22 protein-coding genes are annotated in these 25,811 nt (G+C 45.6%); 13 read left to right on the forward strand and 9 right to left on the reverse strand.

The genetic code is table 11. The annotated features are described in order from the left end of the window. Positions 1 to 49: 49 nt before the first annotated feature. From L0660_RS19745 to L0660_RS19755, 3 genes are all read right to left on the reverse strand, one after another. On the reverse strand, positions 50 to 910 hold the full coding sequence (locus L0660_RS19745) for a hypothetical protein (RefSeq protein WP_235161016.1): 861 nt from the start codon (positions 908 to 910) through the stop codon (positions 50 to 52). A 127-nt stretch (positions 911 to 1,037) separates the two neighbouring features. After that, positions 1,038 to 2,057, reverse strand: a complete 1,020-nt coding sequence (gene thiL, locus L0660_RS19750) for a thiamine-phosphate kinase (RefSeq protein ID WP_235161017.1) — start codon at positions 2,055 to 2,057, stop codon at positions 1,038 to 1,040. A 102-nt stretch (positions 2,058 to 2,159) separates the two neighbouring features. Beyond that, positions 2,160 to 2,615 carry a hypothetical protein gene (locus tag L0660_RS19755; protein WP_026632015.1) on the reverse strand — a complete coding sequence of 152 codons (456 nt, stop codon included), beginning with the start codon at positions 2,613 to 2,615 and terminating at the stop codon, positions 2,160 to 2,162. Positions 2,616 to 2,752: 137 nt separating this feature from the next. Here L0660_RS19755 and L0660_RS19760 point away from each other — a divergent pair, with 137 nt between their 5' ends. The 12 genes from L0660_RS19760 (at position 2,753) to L0660_RS19815 (ending at position 16,774) form a co-directional block, all read left to right on the forward strand. Further along, a complete protein-coding gene (locus L0660_RS19760; RefSeq protein WP_233799087.1) occupies positions 2,753 to 2,983 on the forward strand; it encodes a cytochrome b5 domain-containing protein in 231 nt (76 codons plus the stop codon). 54 nt (positions 2,984 to 3,037) lie between these two features. Beyond that, positions 3,038 to 3,883 (forward strand): N-acetylglucosamine kinase, encoded by an 846-nt coding sequence (locus tag L0660_RS19765; protein ID WP_235161018.1) that lies wholly within the window; start codon positions 3,038 to 3,040, stop codon positions 3,881 to 3,883. 41 nt (positions 3,884 to 3,924) lie between these two features. After that, a complete protein-coding gene (locus L0660_RS19770) occupies positions 3,925 to 5,169 on the forward strand; it encodes a sensor histidine kinase KdpD (protein ID WP_026632018.1) in 1,245 nt (414 codons plus the stop codon). 6 nt (positions 5,170 to 5,175) lie between these two features. Further along, positions 5,176 to 5,862, forward strand: coding sequence for a response regulator transcription factor (locus L0660_RS19775; protein ID WP_233799085.1), 687 nt, complete (start codon positions 5,176 to 5,178; stop codon positions 5,860 to 5,862). 93 nt (positions 5,863 to 5,955) lie between these two features. Beyond that, positions 5,956 to 6,195 (forward strand): 50S ribosomal protein L28, encoded by a 240-nt coding sequence (gene rpmB / locus L0660_RS19780; RefSeq protein ID WP_026632020.1) that lies wholly within the window; start codon positions 5,956 to 5,958, stop codon positions 6,193 to 6,195. 88 nt (positions 6,196 to 6,283) lie between these two features. Beyond that, entirely contained in the window at positions 6,284 to 6,775 is a 492-nt protein-coding gene (gene folK / locus L0660_RS19785) for a 2-amino-4-hydroxy-6-hydroxymethyldihydropteridine diphosphokinase (protein WP_235161020.1), read from the forward strand. Between the two features lie 221 nt (positions 6,776 to 6,996). After that, on the forward strand, positions 6,997 to 9,363 hold the full coding sequence (locus L0660_RS19790; RefSeq protein ID WP_235161021.1) for a TonB-dependent receptor: 2,367 nt from the start codon (positions 6,997 to 6,999) through the stop codon (positions 9,361 to 9,363). Between the two features lie 23 nt (positions 9,364 to 9,386). Further along, positions 9,387 to 10,340 (forward strand): DUF4249 domain-containing protein, encoded by a 954-nt coding sequence (locus tag L0660_RS19795; protein ID WP_235161022.1) that lies wholly within the window; start codon positions 9,387 to 9,389, stop codon positions 10,338 to 10,340. Between the two features lie 82 nt (positions 10,341 to 10,422). Next, positions 10,423 to 11,541 (forward strand): P1 family peptidase, encoded by a 1,119-nt coding sequence (locus L0660_RS19800; RefSeq protein ID WP_235161023.1) that lies wholly within the window; start codon positions 10,423 to 10,425, stop codon positions 11,539 to 11,541. Between the two features lie 102 nt (positions 11,542 to 11,643). Then, entirely contained in the window at positions 11,644 to 12,033 is a 390-nt protein-coding gene (locus L0660_RS19805; protein WP_233799080.1) for a hypothetical protein, read from the forward strand. 178 nt (positions 12,034 to 12,211) lie between these two features. Next, positions 12,212 to 15,187 (forward strand): protein translocase subunit SecDF, encoded by a 2,976-nt coding sequence (secDF, locus tag L0660_RS19810; protein WP_235161024.1) that lies wholly within the window; start codon positions 12,212 to 12,214, stop codon positions 15,185 to 15,187. A 126-nt stretch (positions 15,188 to 15,313) separates the two neighbouring features. Then, on the forward strand, positions 15,314 to 16,774 hold the full coding sequence (locus tag L0660_RS19815; protein WP_233799078.1) for an amino acid permease: 1,461 nt from the start codon (positions 15,314 to 15,316) through the stop codon (positions 16,772 to 16,774). An 81-nt stretch (positions 16,775 to 16,855) separates the two neighbouring features. Here the strand turns inward: L0660_RS19815 and lhgO are convergent, their stop codons facing one another. The 5 genes from lhgO to recQ all read right to left on the reverse strand — a co-directional run bounded on the left by lhgO (position 16,856) and on the right by recQ (position 24,122). Further along, positions 16,856 to 18,055 carry an L-2-hydroxyglutarate oxidase gene (gene lhgO / locus L0660_RS19820; protein WP_233799077.1) on the reverse strand — a complete coding sequence of 400 codons (1,200 nt, stop codon included), beginning with the start codon at positions 18,053 to 18,055 and terminating at the stop codon, positions 16,856 to 16,858. 34 nt (positions 18,056 to 18,089) lie between these two features. Then, positions 18,090 to 19,283 (reverse strand): anhydro-N-acetylmuramic acid kinase, encoded by a 1,194-nt coding sequence (locus L0660_RS19825; protein ID WP_235161027.1) that lies wholly within the window; start codon positions 19,281 to 19,283, stop codon positions 18,090 to 18,092. 74 nt (positions 19,284 to 19,357) lie between these two features. After that, positions 19,358 to 20,452 (reverse strand): regulatory iron-sulfur-containing complex subunit RicT, encoded by a 1,095-nt coding sequence (locus tag L0660_RS19830; RefSeq protein ID WP_235161028.1) that lies wholly within the window; start codon positions 20,450 to 20,452, stop codon positions 19,358 to 19,360. 116 nt (positions 20,453 to 20,568) lie between these two features. Beyond that, a complete protein-coding gene (gene purD / locus L0660_RS19835; RefSeq protein ID WP_235161030.1) occupies positions 20,569 to 21,858 on the reverse strand; it encodes a phosphoribosylamine--glycine ligase in 1,290 nt (429 codons plus the stop codon). A 50-nt stretch (positions 21,859 to 21,908) separates the two neighbouring features. After that, complete coding sequence (recQ, locus tag L0660_RS19840) at positions 21,909 to 24,122, reverse strand: DNA helicase RecQ (RefSeq protein WP_233799073.1); 2,214 nt, start codon at positions 24,120 to 24,122, stop codon at positions 21,909 to 21,911. A gap of 92 nt (positions 24,123 to 24,214) precedes the next feature. Between recQ and L0660_RS19845 the strand changes: the two genes are divergently transcribed. Further along, positions 24,215 to 25,189 carry an SIS domain-containing protein gene (locus L0660_RS19845; protein ID WP_235161031.1) on the forward strand — a complete coding sequence of 325 codons (975 nt, stop codon included), beginning with the start codon at positions 24,215 to 24,217 and terminating at the stop codon, positions 25,187 to 25,189. A gap of 99 nt (positions 25,190 to 25,288) precedes the next feature. Here L0660_RS19845 and L0660_RS19850 read toward each other — a convergent pair whose 3' ends face one another. Continuing rightward, positions 25,289 to 25,765, reverse strand: a complete 477-nt coding sequence (locus L0660_RS19850; RefSeq protein WP_235161033.1) for a DUF4293 domain-containing protein — start codon at positions 25,763 to 25,765, stop codon at positions 25,289 to 25,291. Positions 25,766 to 25,811: the final 46 nt, after the last annotated feature.

Genomic DNA, 25,811 nt, shown 5'->3' on the forward strand with positions numbered 1-25,811 from the left:
TGGCGAGCCGGTTGGCTGCCACTTTCCGATTCTCGTAATAAGCTAAAATTTATTTAGGTGCATTAGGTGAATCCTTGTTGACGATAGGCCATACGCCCGGTCTTGGAACGCTTACGCCCTTGGTCATGCCTCTTTTCATCTCATCCGGCCCGAAATAGTATAGCGGCCAGCCTTTATAGGTAAGCTGTTTTTTGCCAAAAACATCAATGGTCGCGAACGTTGTTTTGTCGAGATTGGAAGGAAGTCCTTTCACTTCGCTCACCTCGTAAATCGGCCATGTTCCATCTTTCGCGGGATCATTGGTTGTCCAATTGTTAATGCCAGATGAATCACGGGCGAATGCATACAATGTTCTGCCCATGCCGTCTACAAAAAACTGCGTTTCTCCCGTTCCTTCCGTCAAATCGGGTTTGTAGGATTTTCCGTCATTGCCCACAAGCTGCGCATTGGCCAGCATAATCGTGTAATCCGTCTTGGCGACAAACCAGATTCCACCTACATTCTCACCTTTCGTTTCACCGGCAGCTGCATCATTTGCGAAATAATACAGCGGCCATCCTTTATAAGTGGTTTGAGGTTTGCCGTCAGCACGGGTAATGTTGGCAAAATCACCGGCCGTAAGGTCGCCATCGATTTTAAGCTTGGAAAGATCGGTTACAGCGAAAACAGGCCAGTTCGACTCGCAGTTGCCTGAGCAATTGGAATTTCCGTTAGCGTCTTTAGAAAAGAAATAGAGCGTTTTGCCGTCCTTATCGGTCAAAATCCTTCCTAATGTGGCATTATCTTTGAGCTGAATGTCATTGGCGACAGGCGTAGGATCCGTTTCCGGGTCGTCATCCGAGCAGGATATGGCGACGGACATGATCAGGCCCAGGATAAAGAGCATGCGGGTGAATTGAAATAATTTCATGGGTTCAATTTTTTATTGTTAGAGATGAATTGGATTGTCGTGAATACGAGCAAAGCCATCCGAAGGTTGCGCAACAAAAAAAGCATAACCAATGGCTATGCTTTTCTAAGTGAATGCGAATCGTTTTTCAGCTCCAACCCTGCGCCGTGATCGGCACCCGGCTGTCTCCTTTGGTATGGAGCACTATTTCTTCCTTATCTCCCGTCATGTAGCCTATAAAGCTGATTTTAGGATTGTTTTTAATCAAATCATAAGATGCCTGTGAAACCGTGAATAGCAGTTCATAATCCTCACCACCGTTCATAGCCGCAGTAATCGGGCCAATGTTCAGTTCTGAAGCGGCCAAGTAAGTTTGCTCGTCAATAGGAATTCTTTCTTCAAAAACCACGGCACCTACGCCAGATTGGGCACACAAATGCAACAGATCCGAAGCCAATCCATCCGACACATCGATCATGGAAGTAGGCAGCACGCCTGCTTCTGCAAGTTCGTATATGACGTCCATACGTGCTTCCGGCCGAAGCTGGCGCTGGATTACATAATCTTTTCCTTCCAGTTCCGGCTGCATATCAGGATTGGCAAGGAAAACCTGCTTTTCCCTTTCCAGCAATTGCAAACCCAGGTAAGCGCCGCCCAGATCGCCCGTAACACATAGCAGATCGTTGGCTTTTGCCGTGTTTCTGTAAGTAATTTTATCCTTTTTAACCTTTCCAAAAACACTTACGGAAATCAAAAGCCCCGATCTTGAAGACGAAGTGTCGCCGCCAACCAGGTCTACATTAAAATCCGCACAAGCCGCTTTCATGCCGGCATACAATTCATCAATCGCTTCCAATGAAAACCGGTTGCTTAATGCCAGATTCACAGTGACTTGCCTCGGAATGCCGTTCATCGCCGCAATGTCTGACACATTCACCGAGATGGCTTTGTAACCCAAATGTTTCAAAGGGAAAAAGGTAAGGTCGAAATGCACACCTTCCAGCAGCATATCCGTTGATAGCAAGCCGAATTCTTCTCCCGTATCGATCACCGCTGCATCGTCGCCAATTCCCCTGATCGTATCCGGTAATGTTGTTTTTATTCCGCTGTTTATTCTTTTTATAAGCCCGAATTCCCCCAGGCTGCTTATTTCAGTTCTTGTTTCCATGGTGCAAAATTAGCTAAAAAAAGCGAAGCCACTTCCTGTGGGAAATGGCTTCGTGATATTATAGACTATCTCAAAAGCATTGTAATATGCTAATGGAGAGGATTATGGATTGCTTAATGTGTATTCGTTGATCGTTCCGCCGGTTTTAGGGCTGGATTTCAATCTGGTCAGGATCAATCTGGCGTCGTCCAGGGATGTAATTGTGAATTCAACGGTTCCGCCGCTTCCGGTTGGCTGAGGCGTTAATTCTCTAAGGATCAGTTTGGAATCACCGTCCAGTTCCCAGGTTCCGCTGAATGTGCTGCCGTCGAACTCCGTATAGGAAACCGTTTTTGTGCCGGATGCGTCATTCAATGTCAGTCTGAAAGCCGAATAAGCCGGGACCGCATTGGTTGAGCCTCCTCTGGTGTAGACAACCGTCGGCCCGTGCTTCACAGATTCAGCCGTCCACGCTTTGGCAATACGCTCTGATACGGGTTTCACTTTTTTCTTACATCCGGTTGCAATCAGGGTCAGTGCCAGTATTGTACACCAAATTAAAGAGTAACTTTTTTTCATATTTCGTTTTCTTGAATTTCCTAAACAGAACGCCAAGTTCTTACATTTTAGTCTTATTATCAAAATATTCATCCAAGATCATTTTTAATTTCGAACCGAAAATCCGTAATCACTAAATTGCGGGCTAAACGGCAGTAATGAAAGAATATACAAAAGCGCAGCTTGCGCTCAGAAACGGGCAGGATAAGGAGGAAATCTGGTGCGCATACAAAGGCATAATCTATGATGTAACCGCATCGCGACTCTGGCGAAACGGGCATCATTATGAGCATTGGGCAGGCCAGGATCTTACCAAGGAACTGGGCGACGCGCCACATTCGGAAAAGGTTTTTAAGCGCTTCAATGCCATCGGAAAATTGCAGTCCTGAAAAGCCAGCCAATCCAGACAACGTTATCATTACAGCTGAACGCCAGACACATTCATGCAGCAAACCTATTTAATAGCAGATAGCGGATCTACGAAAACCGACTGGGTCATAAAAGGTCCGGAAGGCGAACATTCGTTTCAGTCCGCCGGCATCAATCCATTTTACCAGACTGCGGAGGAAATTATTCCGGTTCTGGAAAGGGAAGTCGTTCCTAATCTGATCGGGACGATTGACAAAATATACTTTTTCGGAGCTGGCTGTGCCGATCAAAAGACAAGTAAGCCCGTTTTTGATGCATTAACCAAATGTGTTTCTTCTGCTGACATCATTGAAGTTGCGTCGGATATGCTGGGCGCGGCGCGTGGGTTGTGCGGGCATGAGCCGGGTTTGGCGTGTATTTTAGGGACGGGCGCAAACAATGCATATTATGATGGCACCAACATTGTTCGTTCCATTGGCTCGCTGGGTTTCTGGCTCGGCGATGAGGGAAGTGGTTCCTATCTTGGAAAAACATTGGTTGTTCATTTCCTGCAAAATGAGCTGCCTACCGATTTGCAAGCGCATTTTACAACTCAATTTCCGGACCTGAACCGACTCTCTGTTTTAGATAGTGCTTACAAAAAACCCTATCCTAACCGCTATTTTGCATCTTTCTCGACATTCATTGCAGCGCATAGGGAGCATTTATTCTTGCACAATATGATCGAAAACGCGTTCACGCTTTTTGCTGAAAAATACATTTGCAAACATAGCGAAGCAACAATGGTCCCGGTCCATTTTACCGGTTCTATTGCCTTTTATTATCAGGATATTTTAAAAAATGTTTTGGAAAAAAAAGGACTAAAACCCGGACGCATTCTGCGCTCGCCGCTGGAAGGACTTTTGCAGTATTATTCCTGATCTGCTACAATAAAAAAAGCATCGAACGTTAATCCTGCGCCATGTCACGACGAACCATTCAGTCACTCACCGTTTTTTCTGCCCTGCTCATCATTGGTGTGGTGATTACGCAGATCTATTGGGTGAAGCAGGCGCTGGATCTCAGACACAGGGAATTTAACCAGAATGCGCACGTCGCATTGCAGGACGTGGCGACCAAGCTTGCGAAGGTGAATGGCGTTATGCAAAGCGTCAACCCCGTGGAGCAGCTGTCGCCGCAATATTTTCTCGTAAATACCAACGCGACCACGCAGCCGGAACTCCTGGAAAATTTTATCAAAGACAGTTTTCAAAAAAATAACCTGATCACCGATTTTGAAGTCGGGATTTATGATTGTACGACCAACCGGATGCGCTATGGCATGTCACTGAGCACCAAAAACAATGATAAAATCCCCACGCCGACTTCGAATTGGATCAAAACAGATAAATATCCCTATTATTTCGGCGTTCGTTTTCCTGAGCAGGACAGTTATTTTGCCGGCACCATTAATGGCGCAATCTGGTCTTCTGTGCTCGTTTTGGTGGCGGTCTCGTTTTTTGCTTATGCGCTTTTTGTGATTTTAAGACAAAAACAATTGTCGGAAGTGCAGCGGGATTTTGTCAATAATATGACGCATGAGCTGCAAACGCCCATTTCGACGATTCGCATTGCGGCGGATGTTCTAAACTCGGATAACATTGTAAACCAGCCAAAACGACATCAGAGATACGTTCAGATCGTGCAGGACGAGATTTTGCGATTGCAGGGACAAGTTGAAATGGTGCTTTCCATGGCCAAAGCCGAGCGTAATGCATTGACATTACAAAAGGAAGTGATGCGCGCGGAAGACATTATCGAATCTGTCTTGCTGCCTTTTGAAAACAAAATAACCTTTCTGAACAAGGCTGAGAACACATTGATCGAAGCGGACCCATTCCATTTCAGATGTATGATCAACAACCTGATTGACAATGCATTGAAATATTCCAATGACACTCCGGACGTAAGAATTGAAACCTATAATAAGGGCAAATGTCTGTTTATAGCCGTTCAGGACCATGGCATCGGGATTGCACCGGAATATCGCAAAAAGATTTTCAACCAGTTTTTCCGCGTTCCTTATGGCGATGTGCATAATGCAAAAGGGTTTGGCATCGGCCTCAGTTACGTAAAACAGATCGTCCGGTCGCATAACTGGAAACTGGACCTGGAAAGCGAACTGGGAAAGGGAAGCACATTTAAAATATCAATTCCTCAGAAATAAGCCTAAATGAAAAAGCGAATTTTATACGTAGAAGACGATCCGAACCTGGCATTTGCGACGAAGGATAATCTGGAAGAGTATGATTATGAGGTCGTTCATGCGCCGGACGGTGTGAAAGCATTGGAATATTTCGGAAAGGACCATTTCGATATCTGCGTGCTGGACATTATGCTGCCGAAAATGGACGGCTTCACATTGGCCGAGAAAATCAGGAATTCGGACAGCCAGGTGCCCATTCTGTTCCTGACAGCACGGGCTTTGCAGGAAGACAAGATCAAAGGCCTCAAACTTGGCGCGGATGATTATATCACCAAGCCATTCAGCATTGAAGAGCTCAAATTGCGTATTGACGTTTTCCTCAGACGCAGCAAATCGGAGCAGCCCCTGGCAACCAAAGCAGATTCAAGCAAGGTCGGTAAATACACATTTGACTTTCAAAAACTGACATTGGCTATCAACGGAAGCAGCCAGAACCTGACCTTCCGGGAAGCGGAAGTGCTGAAATATCTCGCCGAAAGACCCGATCAGGTCATTCGCAGGGATGAGCTGCTGAAAGCAATTTGGGGTGATGACGATTATTTTATGGGCCGGAGCCTGGATGTGTTTATTTCAAGGTTAAGGAAATATTTATCGGCCGATCCCGACATTAAAATCGATAATATTCATGGCGTAGGGTTCAGAATGAGGTGGTAATGCGGTATTTTTTGAAAATTTCTTTTATCAGAGTTTGGTCACGAAAAAATAATTGCGCATCTTTGCACCCTCATTTGGAAAAAAAGTAAGGTTATGGCTAAGGTTTGTCAAATTACAGGTAAAAGAACTCGCGTTGGAAATAACGTTTCTCACGCTAACAATAAAACAAAGCGTAAATTCTTCCCGAATTTGCAAAAGAAACGTTTCTTCCTTCCTTCGACAGGAGAATGGGTTACGTTGAAAGTAGCAACATCTGCACTTCGTACTATCAACAAGAATGGTATCGAAGCAACGATTCAAAAAGCATACGACAAAGGAACGCTTACGTTCTAAAAATATTTACGAGTTTTAAAAAGGACTTCTCCTATCCGGGAAGTCCTTTTTTCATGCATCGTGCACACCCCTGATAACGATCGCAGGCATGGCTTCCGCTAACAGCATTTTTCTTTCGCTAGGCTCAAATCTGGGCGACAGGCAGGCAGTGCTTGCATTGGCGAGGGAACAAATCGCAAACCGGGTCGGCACAATATCCAGCGAGTCTTCGGTTTATGAAACAGAACCCTGGGGCCTGGCCGATCAGCCCGCTTTCCGGAACCAGGTGATCCGCGTGGAAACCGCCTTGGCTCCCGAGGAAGTTTTGAGGATCATCCTCGACATTGAGCACGAGCTTGGCCGCGTTCGTTACGAGCGCTGGGGAGCCCGTGTGATTGACATTGACCTGCTGTATTACAATGCATTGCTGCTCAACAGTGCCCGCCTCACATTACCTCATCCCCGCCTTCAAGACCGCCTCTTCAACCTGATCCCACTGGTCGAAATTGCACCTGACTATATAAACCCGCTTCTGAAAAAAACGTCACTCGAATTATTGCAAATGTGTACAGACAACGGGGTTGTATCAAAAATTTCGTGAAAAAATACTATTTCTTGTTAGGTCTCTGATTTTCAGGTTTTGGCCATTTATTCCCTTTTTAGACGAGTTCATCACTTTTTTCTATCATATTAAGTTGATTAACACGTGCTTTGTAGGCTCCTGGAATTAGGTTCAGAAAAACTTTTAAAGAATTTAAAGAGGGTATACGTCTTTAAGGTTGTCATCAGAATAGGAAAAGTTCAATAATGAAATTAAAGCCCATGAAAAACAAATTACTCGTTCCATTCATTTTCTCGCTCTTTTTTTGTGTCAGCGCGTTTGCGCAGAACCGGCACACGGTTAGCGGTTATGTTAAAGACCAGTCAAATGGTGAAGGCCTTATAGGAGTTTCTGTCTACGTTCGAGAAGCCGAAACTGGCGTGGTGACCAATCCGTACGGGTTTTATTCGCTGACATTGCCCGAGGGAAATTACACGCTTGTGTTCACCTATATAGGTTACCAGAAATCGGAAAAGCAGGTCCCTTTGGATGCAGACAAGACGGTCAGCATTGAAATGTCCGACGAAAGCACCGATTTGCAGGAAGTCACAATCTCGACACAAAAGGAAGACGAGAATGTGAAGAGCATTGAAATGTCTGTCAATAAGGTGGAAATGAAAACGATCCGCAAAATGCCCGCATTATTAGGCGAGGTGGATCTGATCCGCAGCATTCAGTTATTGCCTGGGGTAACTTCCGTAGGCGAAGGCGCTTCCGGGTTTAATGTCCGGGGCGGCGATATTTCCCAGAATCTTGTACTGCTGGACGAAGCGCCGGTTTATAACTCATCCCATTTGTTCGGCTTCTTTTCGGTTTTCAATCCCGATGCGGTTAAGGACGTAAAGTTGATCAAAGGCGGAATTCCTTCGCTTTACGGCGGCCGTATTTCTTCCATTCTGGATGTGAGAATGAAGGAGGGTAATGCTAAAAAACGGGAAATCAATGGCGGGATCGGGACTATTTTTTCCAGATTGACTTACGAACAGCCTTTTGCAAAAGGGAAAGGCTCATTCATTGTAGCCGGTCGCCGTTCTTACATTGATGTTTTGGCAAAACCATTTTTGAATTCAGACCTGAAAGATTCCAAGTTCTATTTCTACGATCTGACGGCCAAAGTGAATTATCAAATAGGTGACAAGGACACATTCTTTGCGTCGGGTTATTTCGGGAAAGATGTTTTCGGTGGAGGTGATTTTGGTTTCGGATGGGGCAATGCAACAGCTACGGCTCGCTGGAACCACATTTTTTCCAACAAATTGTTCATGAACCTGACCGGTTATTACAGCAACTACGATTACAACCTGGGCCAGAACCAGAACAAGCCGGACGCGAAAGACAAGTTTGACTGGAAATCGAAGATCATCAGCACAAGCATTAAGCCGGATTTTACATTCTATATCACGCCCAACAACCAGCTGACATTCGGCGGACAGTATATTTACTATGATACACGCCCGGGGAAAGCCATTGCCGTTTCGGAAGGTGAAAACACAGACATTAGCTTAGATCCGCGTTATGCCGACGAATCTGCATTATATATAGGTAACGAGCAGAAGTTAGGGGATAAGATTTCACTTCAATATGGCGTGCGTTATTCTTATTTCAGAAGCTTAGGACCGGGCACGGAGTATGATTATCTGGAAGTGGATAAAGGACAGCGCAAGTTTCCCATGTTTCCCGGCAAAACCTATAAAAAGGGAGACGTGATCAAAAGTTACGGAAACTGGGAGCCACGGGCATCTCTGAACATTGGGTTGACGTCCAATGCTTCCCTCAAAGCCAGCTATAACCGCACTGCGCAATATCTGCATTTGCTGTCGAACACAGCCGCAAGTTCCCCGCTGGATGTCTGGACGCTGAGCTCGGTCAACATTGCGCCGGAAAAAGCGGATCAGGTTGCATTAGGCTGGTTCCAGAATTTCAATAACAATATGTATGAAGCATCGGTTGAGGTGTATTACAAAAAACTTTACAACCAGATCGACTACGTTCCTGGCTCAGAGTTGCTGCTGAATGAGTTCGTTGCAGGCGATCTGCTTTTCGGAAAAGGCCGTGCATATGGTGCCGAATTTTACTTAAAAAAGAACAAAGGCAAGCTTACAGGCTGGATCAGCTACACCTTATCAAGGACAGAAAGAATGGTGGAGACGATCAACAACAACGACTGGTTCCCTGCACGATTTGACAAACCGCATAACTTCACTTCCGTTGCGATCTATGAAATGAGCAAAAGGCTGTCGCTTTCGGCCAACTTTACCATTACATCAGGCACACCTGCAACATTCCCTACGAACCGTTACGAGTGGGGCGGCTGGCCGATCGGTAATAATTATGATGGTGCGAGAAACAACAACCGTATTCCGGCTTACCACCGCCTGGATCTGGCAGCTACATTAAAGACAAAAAGGAAATTATTTAAAACAGGTCAAGGCGAATTTGTCTTCTCCGTATATAATGTGTACAACCGTCGCAATCCGTTCTCGGTTTACACCCGCGCCAATGAAGATACGCCGCTTAAAACGGAAGCGGTCCGCTATTCGGTTATTGGCAATTTCATTCCTGCTATCACTTATAATTTCAAGTTTTAAAAGAGATCAAATCCATCACATTGATGAAAATCATAGCCATGAGACAATTCAATAAAATTTCAAATATCAGGCACTACGGGCTGCTGTCATTGTTTTTTGCCATGTTCGTGGTGCTCACAGGCTGCGAGAATGTAATAGACCTTGACACAAAGACGGGACCGGAACAGCTCGTTGTGGACGGCTGGATCACCAATGAGGCCGGCCCGCAGACGATCAAACTTTCCTGGTCGGCCAGCTATTTCAATAATGGTCCGGCAAAGCCTGTTTTAGGTGCGACAGTGATGGTTACCGATGATAAGGGAAAGATCTATCAGTTTGAAGATGTGGCAGGAAATGGTCAGTATGTTTGGGGAAAGACCAATGCAGACACACTTGGGCATGTAGGAAGAACTTACAATTTGAAGATCGTCAATGAGGCTGCCACTTACACGGCATCCAGCGAACTGAAACGCGTTCCACAAGTCGATTCCATCGTTTATCGTAAAGAAAAATTACCATTCGAGCCTGATAAGGGGCCAAAAGAAGGATATGTTGCTCAGTTTTACGCACGTGACTTCGTAGGCGAAGGAGACACTTACTGGATAAAGCCGCTCATCAATGGAAAACCGAAAGTTGAGAAAGCAGTGACCATTTCCATTGCCTATGATGCTGCGTTCGGATCGGGTGCTCCTTCTGACGGGCTGATTTTCATCCTTCCCATCCGCGAATCCATTACAACAGACTCTCTTTACTCGGCCGGGGCATCCGTTGGTGTCGAATTGCACAGCATCACAAACGAAACCTTTGAATACCTAAAACAAATCCGCGAACAGGCTGCAAACGGAGGACTTTTCGCTGTCCCGATCTCGAACATTAAATCCAATGTTGTGAATGCCGATCCAAAAGGCCCCAGGGCGCTTGGTTTGTTCGGCGCTTCCGCAGTAAGCCGGAAAGAAACGATTATTGATCCCGAAAAGGCGCGTCCTGACGAGGATTAATTTCTTTAAAACACTGCTGATCCACTGGTAAACACGTTTTGCCAGTGGATTTTTGTTATATTTCATTTTTATAAACAATAGTATGAAACGGAATATCCTGATCCTCCTCCTCCTTTTTCCAATGCCAATCCTTGCCCAGAAAAGAGCCAGGGAACTGGGCATCCGGATCGGCGTATTGCCAACCGGTGCGCTCAATGCAATTACAGATGTTGCGGGTGTAAAAGTGGGGCAGGTGACATTGCGGGAGGGCGCAGATGTGCGTACGGGTGTAACGGCGATCATCCCACATGATGGGAATATCTTTCAGGCAAAAGTGCCGGCAGCAATCTATATCGGCAACGGCTTCGGCAAGCTGACAGGTTATTCACAAGTAGAGGAACTGGGCACCATTGAAACGCCGATTTTGCTTACTAATACATTAAGTGTTCCCACAGTCTCCGACGCCATCATTGACTGGACGTTGGGACAGCCTGGAAATGAGAATGTCAGGTCCTTGAATCCGGTTGTAGGAGAAACCAATGATGGTTTTCTAAACGACATTCGGGGGCGTCACGTGCGCAAGGAGCATGTACTCAATGCATTGGCGCAAGCGCAGAATGGTCCGGTTGCCGAAGGAAATGTGGGGGCCGGGACAGGGACGGTTTGTTTTAATTTCAAAGGTGGAATCGGAACGGCATCCCGGAAGCTTCCTGCCAACCTTGGCGGCTACACCGTTGGTGTTTTGGTGCAAACGAATTTCGGCGGCGTCCTGAAAGTCAATGGTGTCCCGGTGGGAGAGGAGCTTGGGAAATTTGCCTTCAAAGAACAGCTCGATAAAACCTCCGACGGCTCTTGTATGATCGTGGTGGCCACGGACGCGCCGCTGGACGCTAGGAATTTGAAAAGGCTTGCCAAAAGAGCAATTATGGGCCTGGCACAAACGGGCGGGATCGCTTCTAATGGCAGCGGTGATTATGTGATCGCATTTTCAACCGCCAATCGCATGCTACATGAAATGCCCGAACGCACTTATGGCGCAACTTATCTTCATAATGATGCCATCAGCCCACTCTTCCTGGCTGTAATTGAATCTACTGAAGAAGCCATTATCAATTCGCTCGTAATGGCGCAGACCATGGAAGGAACCCAGGGACACAAAGTTGAAGAACTTCCCAAAGAGCAGCTTCTCGAAATCATGAAGAAATATGGCAGAGTGAAATAATGAGGCGCCGGTCGGTCGGGAGCGGGTTGTTTGGAAAAAATAGTTTGCGTTTGTAATTTTTTAGATTAAAATTTGCGGTTTAATAAGAGAACCGAATTCTAAGTGAAAGCGCAAAGAGTTATTAATCAGACAATGAGCTTTATGCTGGCCATCATGCTGTTGATGGTTGCAGGAATGCGTTCATGGTCTGATCAATCGGATTCGGTTCAGAAGCACGTTGCGCACGCCAAAGAGATTGGTAAGGATCTTGCAAAACAATCTTCCCAATCGCCGGAGCAAAACCAGGCAAAAATTAGTGCATTATCCCTGGATGCGGTTATTACGCCTGCATTATCATTTGATTTTTCCCATTACTTCTACTTTTTACCGCAACCTATCTGGCATTTTGTAGCCAGCGAATCGGTTGTTCCCGTTGTTCTTAAGGAATCCGTATTTCTATTTTCCTATTTCCACCGGATCTTCGGTCGGTTTATAGTCACCAACGCTCCCTGACGCTGCATTCAGGGCAGACATTCGTGGCTAGCTTATCTGTTTTTTTACATTGATTTAAAACACTTTACGGGCTTAACGGTCGTTTAAATGTGTTTTATCAGCTCACTGAGATGAACATTACAGTTCTATCTTCTTCACATTTCAGGAATATCATTTCAATTTTTTCCAATACATAATAATGACTAATAAGAACGGAATTATCGGGCTCACCATCGTGATCGCCCTGATTAGCGTCTATTATCTCTCATTTACATTCGTGTCACGCAACATTAAGGCCAAATCTGTGGCTTACGCGACTGATGCGAAAGGTGAGGTGGACCTGTCAAAAAAACAACGCTACATTGATTCGCTATGGCGCGAGGATGTGTATATCGGACATACTTTGCAGGAAGTAATGGAGCGTGAACTGAACCTTGGGCTTGACCTTCAAGGTGGTATGCACGTGGTGATGGAAGTGGCTCCTGCCGACATTTTGAAAGGAATGGCTGGTGGAAACGCTCGCGGCGCTGCATTTCAGACAGCTTTGAAAAAAGCAGCCGAAGACAAATCAGCCAGCAATAGCCAATTCATTAACCGTTTTGCAGCCGCATACAAAGAAGCAGCGCCGAATTCAAGTCTGGCTGCCCTTTTCTCAACCAGCTCAAACAGAGGCAAGATCAGCAGTAGCTCATCGGATGGCGATGTGATCAAAATGCTGAATACTGAGGTCAATAATTCTATTGACCGTGCCTTCCAGATCACACAGGCCCGTATTGACAAGTTCGGGGTAACAAACCCGAACATTCAGCGTTTGCCAGGCCAGAACCGTATTTTGGTTGAGCTTCCAGGCGTTGATAACCCTGAGCGTGTGCGTCGCTTACTTTCTGGCGCTGCAAAACTTGAATTCTCTGAGGTTTACCTGACCAACGAACTGGCTTCCGGATTGGACGGTTTGGGAAAATATCTGGCTAAGCAGGAAGAAATTAAAAAAGCATCAGGCAAACCTGCCGCTGCTGCATCTGCTGCAACAGACACTACGAAGAAAACAGACGGCGGTCTTGCTGCACAATTGGCTCAGAAATCAGCTGATTCTACTGCAACCGATTCCTCTGCAATGGCTGCACAAAGTGCTGCATTGACTAACTTGTTCGTTCCAATGCCGCAAGGACTAGGTGTTTTCCTGAAAGACACAGCCCGTGCAAATGAGATTTTGAACCGTCCGGAAGTGAAATCATTGTTCCCGGCCGACCTCGTATTTATGTGGGATCGTAAAGGAACCGAAGGCGTTAACAACCAGCTGATCCTGCCATTGTATTTTATCAAAAAAGCAAATGGCCAGGCTGCTATGGAAGGTGACGTGATCGTAGATGCAACGCACGACTACGATGAGCGTGGCCGCCCGGAAGTAACCATGCGTATGAATGGCGAAGGCGCACGTAAATGGAGAACATTAACCGCGCGCAGCGTAGGCCGCCCGGTTGCTATCATCATTGATAACCTGGTTTACACAGCTCCGACTGTTCAAGGCGAGATTCCTAATGGTAACTCAAGCATTACGGGAAGCTTTACAGTGGAAGAGACAAAAGATATGTCTAACGTATTGAAAGCGGGTAAATTACCAGCTCCGACGCACATTGTAGAGGAAGCGGTTGTAGGATCTTCACTGGGAGCTGAGGCGATCAATGACGGACTTATTTCTTCTGCGGTTGGTTTGCTTATCGTTTTGGTGTTCATGGTGGCTTATTACAGCCGCGCCGGCTGGATCGCTGATATTGCATTGCTGATCAACTTGTTCTTCCTGTTGGGCGTTATGGCTTCTTTGGGAGCGGTTTTGACGCTTTCAGGTATCGCGGGTATCGTACTTTCCATTGGTATGGCCGTGGATGCAAACGTGCTTATTTATGAGGGTATTAAGGTTGAGCTGGAAGAAGGAAAACCTTTTGCACAAGCCGTTCGCGATGGTTTCAAAAATTCACTAAGTGCTATTATTGACTCCAACGTTACAACCTTGCTGACGGGTATTATCCTGTACACATTCGGAACGGGACTTGTACTTGGATTTGCTACAACGCTTGTGCTTGGTTTGTTAACCTCATTGTTCTGCGCGATATTCATTACACGTTTGTTCCTGGAACAGCAGATCAAAAACGGTAAAACTTTCCACTTCTATTCCGGTTTGACAAAAAACTGGTTCAAAGACAACGATTTCGATTTCGTTTCACAACGCCGTCGTTTCTACATTATCTCCGGAATTATCATTGCGATCGGGGTTGGTTCATTCATTTTCAAGGGATTTGGACTGGGTATTGATTTCAAAGGCGGACGTTCTTATGTTGTTCGTTTCCAGGAATCCGTTGATGCGGACAAGCTGAGAAGCATTATGGATGAAGACCTGGGCTCGACTACGGAAGTGAAAACATTCGGTGGACAGGATCAGGTGAAAATCACAACAGCTTATCTGATCGAGGAAACGTCAACCGACGCAGATCAAAAGGCAGAGGCAAAAATTCTGGCCGGTGTCAAGAAAATTCCGAACAATCCTGCTAAGATCGTAAGTTCTAACAAGGTAGGGCCTACAATGGCGAATGATACATTGTGGTCTGCTATGTACGCTATTTTGCTTGCGCTTGCTGCCAACTTTGTATACATATTAATCCGTTTCAAAAGGGTTGCGTTCAGTTATGGTGCTGTTGTGTCTCTTGCGCATGACGTGATCATTATCCTGGCGATCTTCTCGCTGTTTAACGGTTGGTTGCCATGGTCGCTTGACATTGACCAAGCGTTCATCGGTGCGATCCTGACCATGATTGGTTATTCTATGAATGACACGGTTGTAATTTATGACCGTATCCGTGATTACCTGAAAGACGACAAAGCACATAACCAAAGCCTGCCTACGGTTATCAACAATGCATTGAACAGTACATTGAGCCGTACGGCCGTAACGGGTATCTCGGTAATCCTTGTTTTGATCGTGCTAATGATCTTCGGAGGAGCAGTAATTCGTGGATTTACATTCTGTATGCTTCTTGGTGTAATCGTCGGAACATATTCTTCTCTGTTCGTAGCGGCGCCTATAGTAGTTGACTTGCTGCAACGCGAAAAAAGAAAAGAACCAGCATTAACGGTTGCAGAGCCGGTTGCGCCTGCGGGAGGCAAAAAGATTAAAGCATAAGGATTTTTTAGAATAAAAAGGGGTTAAGTTCATGACTTTCCCCTTTTTATTTTGTCTATATACTCATATGGAAAATTTTCTTTTTAGTTTTAACAGATGTTAATATAACTACAACAAACGCATTATATGGCAAATCAGCTCTGGGCAAAAAAGCCTATTGAAAAATTGTTACAAGAATCAACCGGAGAAGCGAACCAGTTAAAGCGATCACTTAGTTCAACCAGTTTGGTAGCCCTTGGCATTGGTGCCATTATCGGTGCCGGGCTCTTTTCATTAACAGGGATTGCCGCTGCCGAACATTCAGGACCGGCAGTTACCATTTCTTTCATACTTGCAGCCGTGGGTTGCGGATTTGCCGGACTTTGCTACGCAGAGTTTGCATCGATGATACCCATTGCGGGAAGTGCTTATACCTATTCCTATGCTACTATGGGCGAATTTGTTGCCTGGATTATCGGCTGGGACCTTGTTTTGGAATATGCATTGGGAGCGGCAACCGTTTCGGTAAGCTGGTCACGTTACCTGCTCGAATTTCTAAGCAAATTTGACATTCACCTTCCTACACAGCTCGTTTGCTCTCCTTTTGAAGTCGTTAAACTGAGCGACGGCACCATCATAGACAACGGAATCGTAAATTTGCCGGCCATATTCATTGTCTGCATGCTTTCATTGCTTTTAATAAGAGGAACAGAAGGTTCTGCGTTTTTGAACAATATGCTTGTTGTATTAAAAGTGGCAGTTGTGCTTATTTTCATCGCATTGGGATGGAGCCACATTGACCCACAAAATTATGTGCCTTACATTCCTGAGAATACAGGAAACTATGAGAACTTCGGCTGGACAGGGATTGCCACCGGTGCCGCGGTCGTTTTCTTCGCATTTATTGGTTTTGACGCCGTTTCAACAGCAGCGCAGGAAGCAAAGAATCCGCAAAAAGGAATGCCGATCGGGATTCTTGGATCGCTTGTTGTTTGTACGATCCTTTATGTGCTTTTTGCGCACGTTATGACGGGTTTGGTAAAGTATACGGAGTTCGCAAATGATGCAAAACCAGCCGCCACAGCCTTTGCCAAAACAGGTTACGATTCGCTACAAACGGCTTTGATCATTGCTATTCTGGCTGGTTACACATCTGTAATGCTGGTTATGTTATTGGGGCAAAGCCGCGTGTTCTATTCAATGAGTAAAGACGGACTTTTGCCAAGATTTTTCAGTGACGTACATTCAAAATTCGCTACGCCCTGGAAAACAAACCTTTTCTTTATGGGCTTTGTAAGCATTTTCGCAGGTCTGGTGCCGGTTAGTGACCTGGGCCACATGGTGAGTATCGGAACATTGTTTGCATTCTGCCTCGTATGTGTGGGCGTGTGGATGCTACGTGTGAAGAGACCTGATCTGAAACGTTCATTCAAGACTCCATTGGTTCCTTTTGTGCCGATTATGGGTATTGTCGTATGCCTTTACCTAATGTATTCGCTTCCGGTTGAAAGCTGGTATCGTCTTGCGGTCTGGCTGGCACTGGGTCTTGCGGTATATTTCGGTTATGGAAAGAAAAACAGTAAAATAGGTAGAGAAGGTAACATTTAAGTTTAATCTGATTTGTTGTTATACAAAAAAGACCCTGCTTTCACATTGGAAGCAGGGTCTTTTTTATATAGTTTAAAGACGTTAAATTCTTGCCAGTACGCGTTCAGAAACTGTTTGCCCGATGGATAGGGAGGATGTTGCAGCCGGAGAAGGTGCATTGCAGACATTAATCGCGTTCTTGTTTTCAATGATGGAGAAATCATCCAGCAGCCCGCCGTCATAGTCACAAGCCTGCGCACGAACGCCCGCACCGCCTGGAATAAGGTCATTGCTTTGGATCTCTGGAATAAGCCCTTGCAATGCTTTGGTAAATGCAGCTTTGGAAAAAGAACGGTAATACTCACCCATGCCTGTTTTCCAATATTTCATCGCCACTTTCCTGAAACCCGGCCAGGCCAGGGATTCCATTAATTCCGGAACATTGACATCGAGCTTATTATAACCTTCACGACGAAACGCGAAAACCGCATTAGGCCCCGCTTCCACGCCGCCTTCGATCATGCGCGTGAAATGGACGCCCAGAAATGGGAAGTTAGGATCTGGGACAGGATAGATCAGGTTTTTGACCAAATGCTGCTTCTCTGGTTTTATTTTATAATATTCACCCCGGAAAGGAATGATCCGCACCTTAATGTCCTCAGGTTGTGTTAATTGAGCAACTTTATCAGAATAAAGCCCTGCGCAGTTGACGATCAGTTTTGTTTGAAAAACTTTGCCCGTTGCAGAAACAACCTCAGAATGGGTGTTCCGGTCTTTAATATCAATAGCTTTTTCTCCAAAACGGATCTCTCCGCCTATTTTTTGGAAACATTCTGCATACTTTTCCGAAACTGCTTTGTAATCGATAATGCCCGTATATGGAACCCAAATGCCTTCTAATCCAACCACATGCGGCTCGATTTCCCGGATTTCTCCTTGCGAGATCATCCTGTTTTCTGTCAAGCCATTCTGATTTCCCCTTTCAAACAAATTCCTTAGCAACGGCCTTTGGTCTTCGCTCGTTGCGACCACAATTTTCCCGCATAAGTCATAATGTACGCCTTCCCGGTCGCAAAAATCGATCAGCATTTGATAACCCCGGATGCAGTTGGTGGCTTTGAGGCTGCCTGGTTTGTAATATAGCCCGGAGTGGATTACGCCGCTGTTGTGCCCGGTTTGGTGCTTGGCAACTTCGTTTTCTTTTTCGAGAAGAAGAATTTTAAGCGACGGCCGCTGCTCTTTCAGTCGTAATGCTGTGGCGAGCCCTACAATGCCTCCGCCTATGATGGTAATGTCGTACATGGGTTGTTTAATTACTAAAATGAAAAGCGCCCGATCAGCCTGGAAACGAAATTTTTCCCATGGACACGCCAGGCACGCCTTCTTTTTCCCCAAAATGCATTTGTTGGCCGGCTACCGCTTCATTTGCCAAAACAGCGAACAAAACCGCCTCCTTAGCATCGCCAGAAATACCCAGCTTATCAATTTTCAACACAGGACGGTTCAATGCGTGAGAAATCCCCGACATTAAGACCGGGTTATGCGCGCCACCGCCGCTTGCGTAAATGGTGTAAGTCTCATCCTCCTCCATTACACTTCGGATCGCGTCAGAAATAGTTTCTGCGCTAAGCTGCGTCAATGTTGCGATAATGTCCTGTCGGGACACAGAGATCAGTTTGGATTGCTGAATGGCGGATTCTACGTAATCGAAATTGAAAACTTCGGGGCCTGTTGTTTTGGGGAAAGGTGCTTTGAAAAATGGATAGGACTTTAATGCTGCCAGCAATGTTTCATTTACTTTGCCGCTCGCTGCAATGGTGCCGTTTTCATCGTATGGTTTGTGGTAAAATCGCTTGGTATAGGCGTCCAGAAGTGTGTTTCCGGGACCCGTATCGGTCGTGAATATTTTGGTCGTATCTAATGAACCCGGCAGGAATGTAAAGTTGGCAATGCCGCCCATATTCAGCAGAATGCGGTTTTCACCTTCTTTGGAAAAAAGAAAATGATCCCCATATACAGCCAGAGGGGCGCCTTCGCCGCCTGCGGCAATGTGTTTTTGGCGAAAATCACTTAATGTAATCACGCCCGTCTTCGCTGCAATGTGGTCACCGTCGCCGATCTGCAATGTGGCATTCGGGAAGCCGGGAAGCTTATGCTGTTTTTTGGGAGCGTGAAAAACCGTCTGGCCGTGACTGGCGATCAGGTCAATGTGCTCAATGTCAAGATCCCAGCTATTAAGGCAATCCAGGATCATCTTGGCGTGCATCGTGCCTATGAACGGGTTCAGGAGACAAAGCTGCTGAAAATCGATCTGTCTTTTTGCGAAAATTTGCAGGATTTCATTGCGAAATTCCTCGGTGTAAGGTACGGTTGTGAAAAATTCCAGTTCCAGTTCCGTTTTTGTTCCGCTTCCTTCAATGTTACAAACAGCCACATCCAGCCCATCCAGTGAAGTTCCGGACATTAACCCAATGATCCTGCGGGACCTTTTGCCCGAGATCTCGTAGAGTTTCTCAATATGTGCTCTCATAGGCCGTTTTGTAAAAAAAGGAAGTCAAACTCTTACAAGTCCTGACTTCCTTTCAGTTATTAGTTCTGCCGGATTTAATCGGTTTTCTGTGGAGAAGAAGCCTGCGGTTTGTTGGCATTGTTCTTATTCTTGCCCGACCGACTTTTCTTCTTTTTCTTCTTCTTTTGCTCTTCGCTGTACTTTTTGTCCAGGTTTTCAAGATCGCTGTTGATCTTTCCGGGCGCCCGGTCCACCGCAGTTCTTTCAACCTGTGGCGTCAGGATTTCCAGTGATTCCGGAATGATATCCTTTTTGTTCAGCTCCATGATTTCCAGCACTTTACTGATCGCCACCGGATACCAGTTCGTGTCTTTATCGAAGCCAAACCACATGATCTTCTTGAAAATGTCAGTTTTTTGCAAGACAGCAACTCCTTTTTTAGTCTTCAAAGGCACATCCACTGTCGGAATGTCCCGCAAAGCATCAATGTAGGTTTCCAGCTCGTAATTCAGGCAGCATTTCAAGCGGCCGCATTGTCCTGATAATTTTGCAGGATTCAATGACAGATTTTGATAACGCGCTGCGGCTGTTGATATATTTTTAAAATCCGTAAGCCAGGTCGAGCAGCACAATTCGCGCCCGCAAGAGCCCAAACCGCCCAAACGGCTCGCTTCCTGGCGCAGACTGATCTGCCGCATTTCAATTCTTACCTTGAATTCCGAAGCCAATGATTTGATCAGCTCACGGAAATCGACACGTTCTTCGGAAGAATAATAGAATGTAGTCTTGGTGTTATCCGATTGAAATTCTACATCCGAGAGCTTCATATTGAGCTTCATCTCGCGGATGATTTCGCGCGTCCGATACAGCGTAGGCATTTCACGAGCCATGGCCTGTGTATGCTTATCGAGGTCTTTTTCAGTGGCAACGCGGTAAATAACGTGCATATCATCATTGATGACCACGTTTTTGCGCTTCATTTGAAGCCTCACCAGCTCGCCCTGCAAAGAAACCGTCCCGATATGCTGTCCGGAAGCCATTTCACAGACCACATAGTCGCCCGTGATGAATTCCAGCTGATTTATATTTCTGAAATACTCTTTTCTTCCTCCTTTGAATTTAACTTCTACAACATCAAAACGCTGGCTGACAGGCACATCCATGTGACTAAGCCAGTCAAAAACGTTCATTTTATTGCAACCACCTGTTCCACAGGTTCCATTACTTCCACATCCTGAGACTGCCGATCCATTAGAACCGCATCCGCCGGATGAACATGATCCACATCCCATAGTTACTCATATCATCAATCGTTATAACGTATTAAATCCACACCGATGTCATGACGGAAATATTTGCCCTCAAACTGCACAGCCTGGGCCGCGCGCTGCGATTTGTGAACCGCATTTTCAAGGGAATTGGCAAGGCCTGTAAGCGCCATCACCCTTCCTCCATTTGTCACAACTTCGGTGTTTCCATTGAAAGTAGTGCCCGCGTGGTATAAAAACACATCTTCTACTTTTTGGCTGCCGGAAATTACCTTTCCTTTTTCATAATCTCCTGGATAACCTCCTGACACAACCACGGTCGTCACGGCCACCTGCGGGGAGATTTGTAATTCAAAATCGTTCAAAGTCCCTTTCGCCGTTGAGGCCATGAGCATAGCAAAATCCGACTGGATCCGTGGGATCACAACCTCCGTTTCCGGATCACCCATTCTCACATTGTATTCGATCACAAAAGGCTCCCCTTTTATGTTCATTAAGCCGATAAAAATGAAGCCAACGTATTTAATGCCTTCACTTTTCAAACCATGCAATGTAGGTTTAACGACTTTTTCATCTACTTTTTTCAAAAAATTCGCATCTGCAAAAGCAACCGGCGATACAGCGCCCATTCCGCCTGTATTAAGACCTGTATCGTTTTCGCCGATGCGTTTGTAATCTTTCGCTTCCGGCAATATTTTATAATGCTCTCCATCTGAAAGGACAAATACGGATAATTCTATCCCTTTCAAAAATTGTTCTATCACAACCTTGTTTCCGGCATCGCCGAATTTACGGTCCAGAAGCATTTCCCTGAATGCCGTTTCCGCTTCTGAATGCTTTTCTGCGATGATAACGCCTTTGCCGGCAGCAAGTCCGTCGGCTTTCAAAACAATCGGAAGTGGATGGGCTTCTAGATATTCCAGGCCTTGTTCCAATGTATCAACGGTGAATGTTGCGGAAGAAGCCGTTGGAATGCCGTATTTCTGCATGAATTGTTTGGAGAAATCCTTGCTTCCCTCCAATTGCGCACCCGCTTTATTCGGGCCTATGATTTTTATTTTTGAAAGATCTGCCCTGGATTCAAAATAATCGACAATGCCGTTGACCAGTGGTTCTTCCGGACCTACGATAACCAGTTCAACATTGTTTTCCAACACCGCATTGGCGATGGCATCAAAATCATTGTAAGATATAGAGAGGTTGGTTGCAACACCCGCAGTTCCCGCGTTGCCGGGCGCTACATATAAACTGTCACAAAGAGGGCTTTGGGCTATTTTCCAGGCAAAGGCATGTTCTCTTCCGCCTGATCCCAATATTAGTATATTCATAAATGGTTAATTGTTTCACTAAAACACTGACAACAAGTTCTTCCAGCCCGTTAATTCGCCAGTTCTGACAAAAACTTGATTCGCATAAGCCGTAATTCTTCTTCGCTGATCTCGTCATTGGCAAATTCTCCCAATGCCGCGGCTATATTGTCCGTTTCAGCAGTCATGAAATAGTCATATATATCTTGCTGTCTTTCCCGGTCAATCACCTGATTGATATAGTAATCAAGATTCAGCTTTGTTCCGGAGTAGCAGATATGTTCAACTTCTTCGATAACATCCGCAAGGGCTAGGTCTTTAACTTCTGCGATTTCATCCAGGCTTACCTTACGGTCGACTTGCTGGATGATAAATATTTTGATTTTAGATTTATTGACAGTCGACTTAATAACGACATCTTTTGCTGTCTCAATCTCATTTTCTTCAACATACCGGGTGATCAGGTCCAGGAACTGACGGCCGAATTTTTGCACCTTACCCATCCCGACGCCATTGATCTGCGCCATTTCCTGCTGGGTAGTCGGATAAGTCGTTGCCATTTCTTCCAGCGACGGATCCTGGAAAATAACGTAAGGAGGCAGATTTTTCTCCTTAGCAACCTTTTTCCGGAGCGCTTTCAGCATTCCCAGAAGTGCTTCATCATAGGCATGCGCACTTCCGCCTCCGGCAGCCGCATCCTTGTCATCATCCTCCGGTTTTATTTCCTCCTCATCAAAATTATGGTCTTTATGAAGCGTAACCGGATAGGGATCATTCAGGTAATTTGCACCTTTTTCACCCAGTTTGATCACCCCGTAATTTTCAACGTCTTTTTCGAGATAATTAAAAATTACAAGCTGACGAATGGTCGAGATCCAGTATTCTCTCGATTCACTGATTTCCAAGCCCTTGCCATACACATCAAGCTGATCGTGCTCGTAGCTTTTAACATATTGGTTTTCAGTAGCCGTCAGGACGTCCGCAATGTGCTCGCAGTCGAACCGCTGCTCAGTCAGCTGAACGGCTCTCAGAACGAGAATTACACCGTCCTGAACCTTTGTCTTCTCCGTTGACTTGATACAGTTATCACAAAAACCGCAATCTTTTTCAAGATATTCACCAAAATAACTCAAAAGCTGCCTTCTGCGGCAAACGCCTAATGTGGAGTAGGCAACCATTTCATTCAGCAAATGGCGTGCATTATCCCTTTCTGTGACGGTTTTATCTTTATTGAATTTTTCAAGCTTTTGAATGTCCTCATAGCTGTAAAACATGAGGCAATTTCCTTCCAGGCCATCGCGTCCTGCCCGGCCGGTTTCCTGGTAGTAACCTTCCAGCGACTTAGGAACGTCATAATGTATCACAAAACGAACATCCGGCTTGTCAATTCCCATTCCGAATGCAATGGTTGCCACGATCACGTCCGCCTCTTCATTCAGAAACGCATCCTGGTTGGCCATGCGCGTGTTGCTGTCTAATCCGGCATGATACGGTAATGCACGAACGTCGTTAACGCGAAGCAGTTCAGCCACTTCCTCCACCGTCTTTCTGCTCAGGCAATACACAATTCCGGATTTGCCTTTATTGTTACGGACGTAGCGGATCAGCTGTTTTTTAACATCCTTTTTCGGACGGATTTCGTAGTAAAGATTTTTCCGGTTAAATGAAGATTTGAATGTTTCCGCCTCCTCCATTTGGAGATTTTTACGAATGTCCTGCTGCACTTTTGGGGTTGCAGTGGCTGTAAGCGCAATAATGGGGAGGTTGCCAATATTTTCAATAATCCCGTAAATGCGGCGGTATTCCGGCCTGAAATCGTGTCCCCATTCCGAAATACAATGTGCCTCATCAATGGCAACAAACGATATTTTTACTTTTTTAAGGAAATCCAGGTTGTCTTCTTTCGTAAGTGACTCAGGAGCAATGTATAGCAGTTTAAGGCTTCCGTCCAGCGCATCACTTTTTACCCGCGTAATTTCAGATTTGGTAAGCGTAGAGTTGAGAAACTGTGCATTAACGCCAAAAGCAGTCAACTGGTCGACCTGATTCTTCATTAGTGCAATAAGCGGCGATATAACGATTGTAAGACCATCGCTGACAAGAGCAGGCAATTGATAGCAAAGCGATTTTCCAGCTCCGGTTGGCATGATTACAAAAGTATTCTTACCAAGCAGGATGTTTTGAATGATAACTTCTTGCTCACCCCGGAATTGACTGTACCCAAAAATTTCTTTTAGTCTTTCTTTTAACGTGTCTAAAACGACGGCATCAACATTATTTACCATACTCTGTTAACAAAATGGTTATCCCAAACTTCTATATCTTTGCTTTTGAAATTAAAAATCCCATTGGTTCCCAATAAAACTGTGTTTCAGATTTGAAATTAATAAAAAATATTCAGTCAATAGCAAAAGAAGTATTACGGCAAGAGGCGGAAGCATTGCATAATCTGATCGGATTGATTGATGAAAAATTTGAAAACTGCGTATATGCCATTATCAACTGCGGAGGTCGCGTGGTTGTGTCAGGAGTAGGCAAAAGCGCTATTGTGGGGCAAAAAATAGTTGCTACTTTAAACTCCACCGGAACGCCCGCACTCTTCATGCACGCGGCGGACGCCATTCATGGTGACCTGGGTATGATCCAGGATAACGACGTGGTCATCGTCATTTCCCGGAGTGGCGACACTGCCGAAATCAAGGTGCTTATCCCCCTTTTGAAACGCACCGGCGTAACCATGATCGCCATGGTAAGCAACAAAGAATCCTACCTGGCCAAAAACGCGGATCACATCCTGCATGCCTACGCCCCCGAAGAGGCTGATCCCCTGAATCTTGCGCCTACAACCAGCACTTCCGTGACAATGGCTTTGGGCGATGCATTAGCGATTTGTTTACTGGAAGCCAGGGGTTTTACACACGATGATTTTGCCAAATTTCATCCGGGCGGTGCATTGGGTAAAAGGCTGTACCTGAAAATCTGCGACATCTATCCGCATAATGCACTGCCACTGGTTTCGGAAAATGCTGGCTTGCAGGAAATTATACTGGAAATGACTTCTAAAAGGCTTGGCGCAACGGCAGTCAACAACGCCAACGGCAAAATGGCCGGCATCATTACAGACGGAGATTTACGCCGAATGTTGGAGCAACACGACGGCGGTAACATTCTGCATCTGAAAGCGCGGGATATCATGAGCAAGTCGCCCATTTCAGTTTCCCCTGATGAATACGCAGTGAAGGCGCTGGAACTCATGCAAACCCGCAGCATCACGCAGGTCGTGGTTGTGGAGGACGACGCAATTTTAGGCTTCGTGCATCTGCATGATCTGTTGCGAGAGGGGTTGGTGTAGGCTCCTAAATGCCCTGTCAGCCTGAGCGGAGACGAAGGCGCGTTACTGGCTTGGTGGCGTGCCTTCGTCTCCGCTCAGGCTGACAAGACAGATGTTACATTACCTAAACCGCTTCGACTGCTGCACTTCCCGCTCGTCCTTTCTAATGAACCGATTCGCGAAAACATTCGCCAGCATGGACCCTACCAGCCCATAAAACCCTATTTCGTAGTTTCCAGGAAGATTTGGATCGAAGAGCTTTGCGGTTTTGTAAAAGGTGAAATAGATTATCAACCCCATGATGATAGTCATCAAAATGGAGTTTACTGCGCAAAGGGCGGATTGTAAAACCCTGTTTTTATATTGCAGTATGGCATAAGCTGCGACTCCGGCAACCAGAATAGCCAGAATGATGAGGTAATAAACGGGTGTAATGTTAGACTGCACGGCGCTGATTTGGTGTGTCAGTTTGATCGCAGTTAAATCCGCTCTTTCCTCGCCAGCTATCGAAACTTTTGACCAGATTGGAAACGCAAGAAATATACCCATTCCGATTACGGTAAGGGCTAAAAAAACGGTCTGAATTCTTTGTAACATATTTTTTAAATTGAGCTTTTCTCGAATAAGCCGCAAATGTAATAAA

This window comes from Dyadobacter sp. CY351, assembly GCF_021502625.1.
GTDB classification, from domain to species: domain Bacteria; phylum Bacteroidota; class Bacteroidia; order Cytophagales; family Spirosomataceae; genus Dyadobacter; species Dyadobacter chenhuakuii.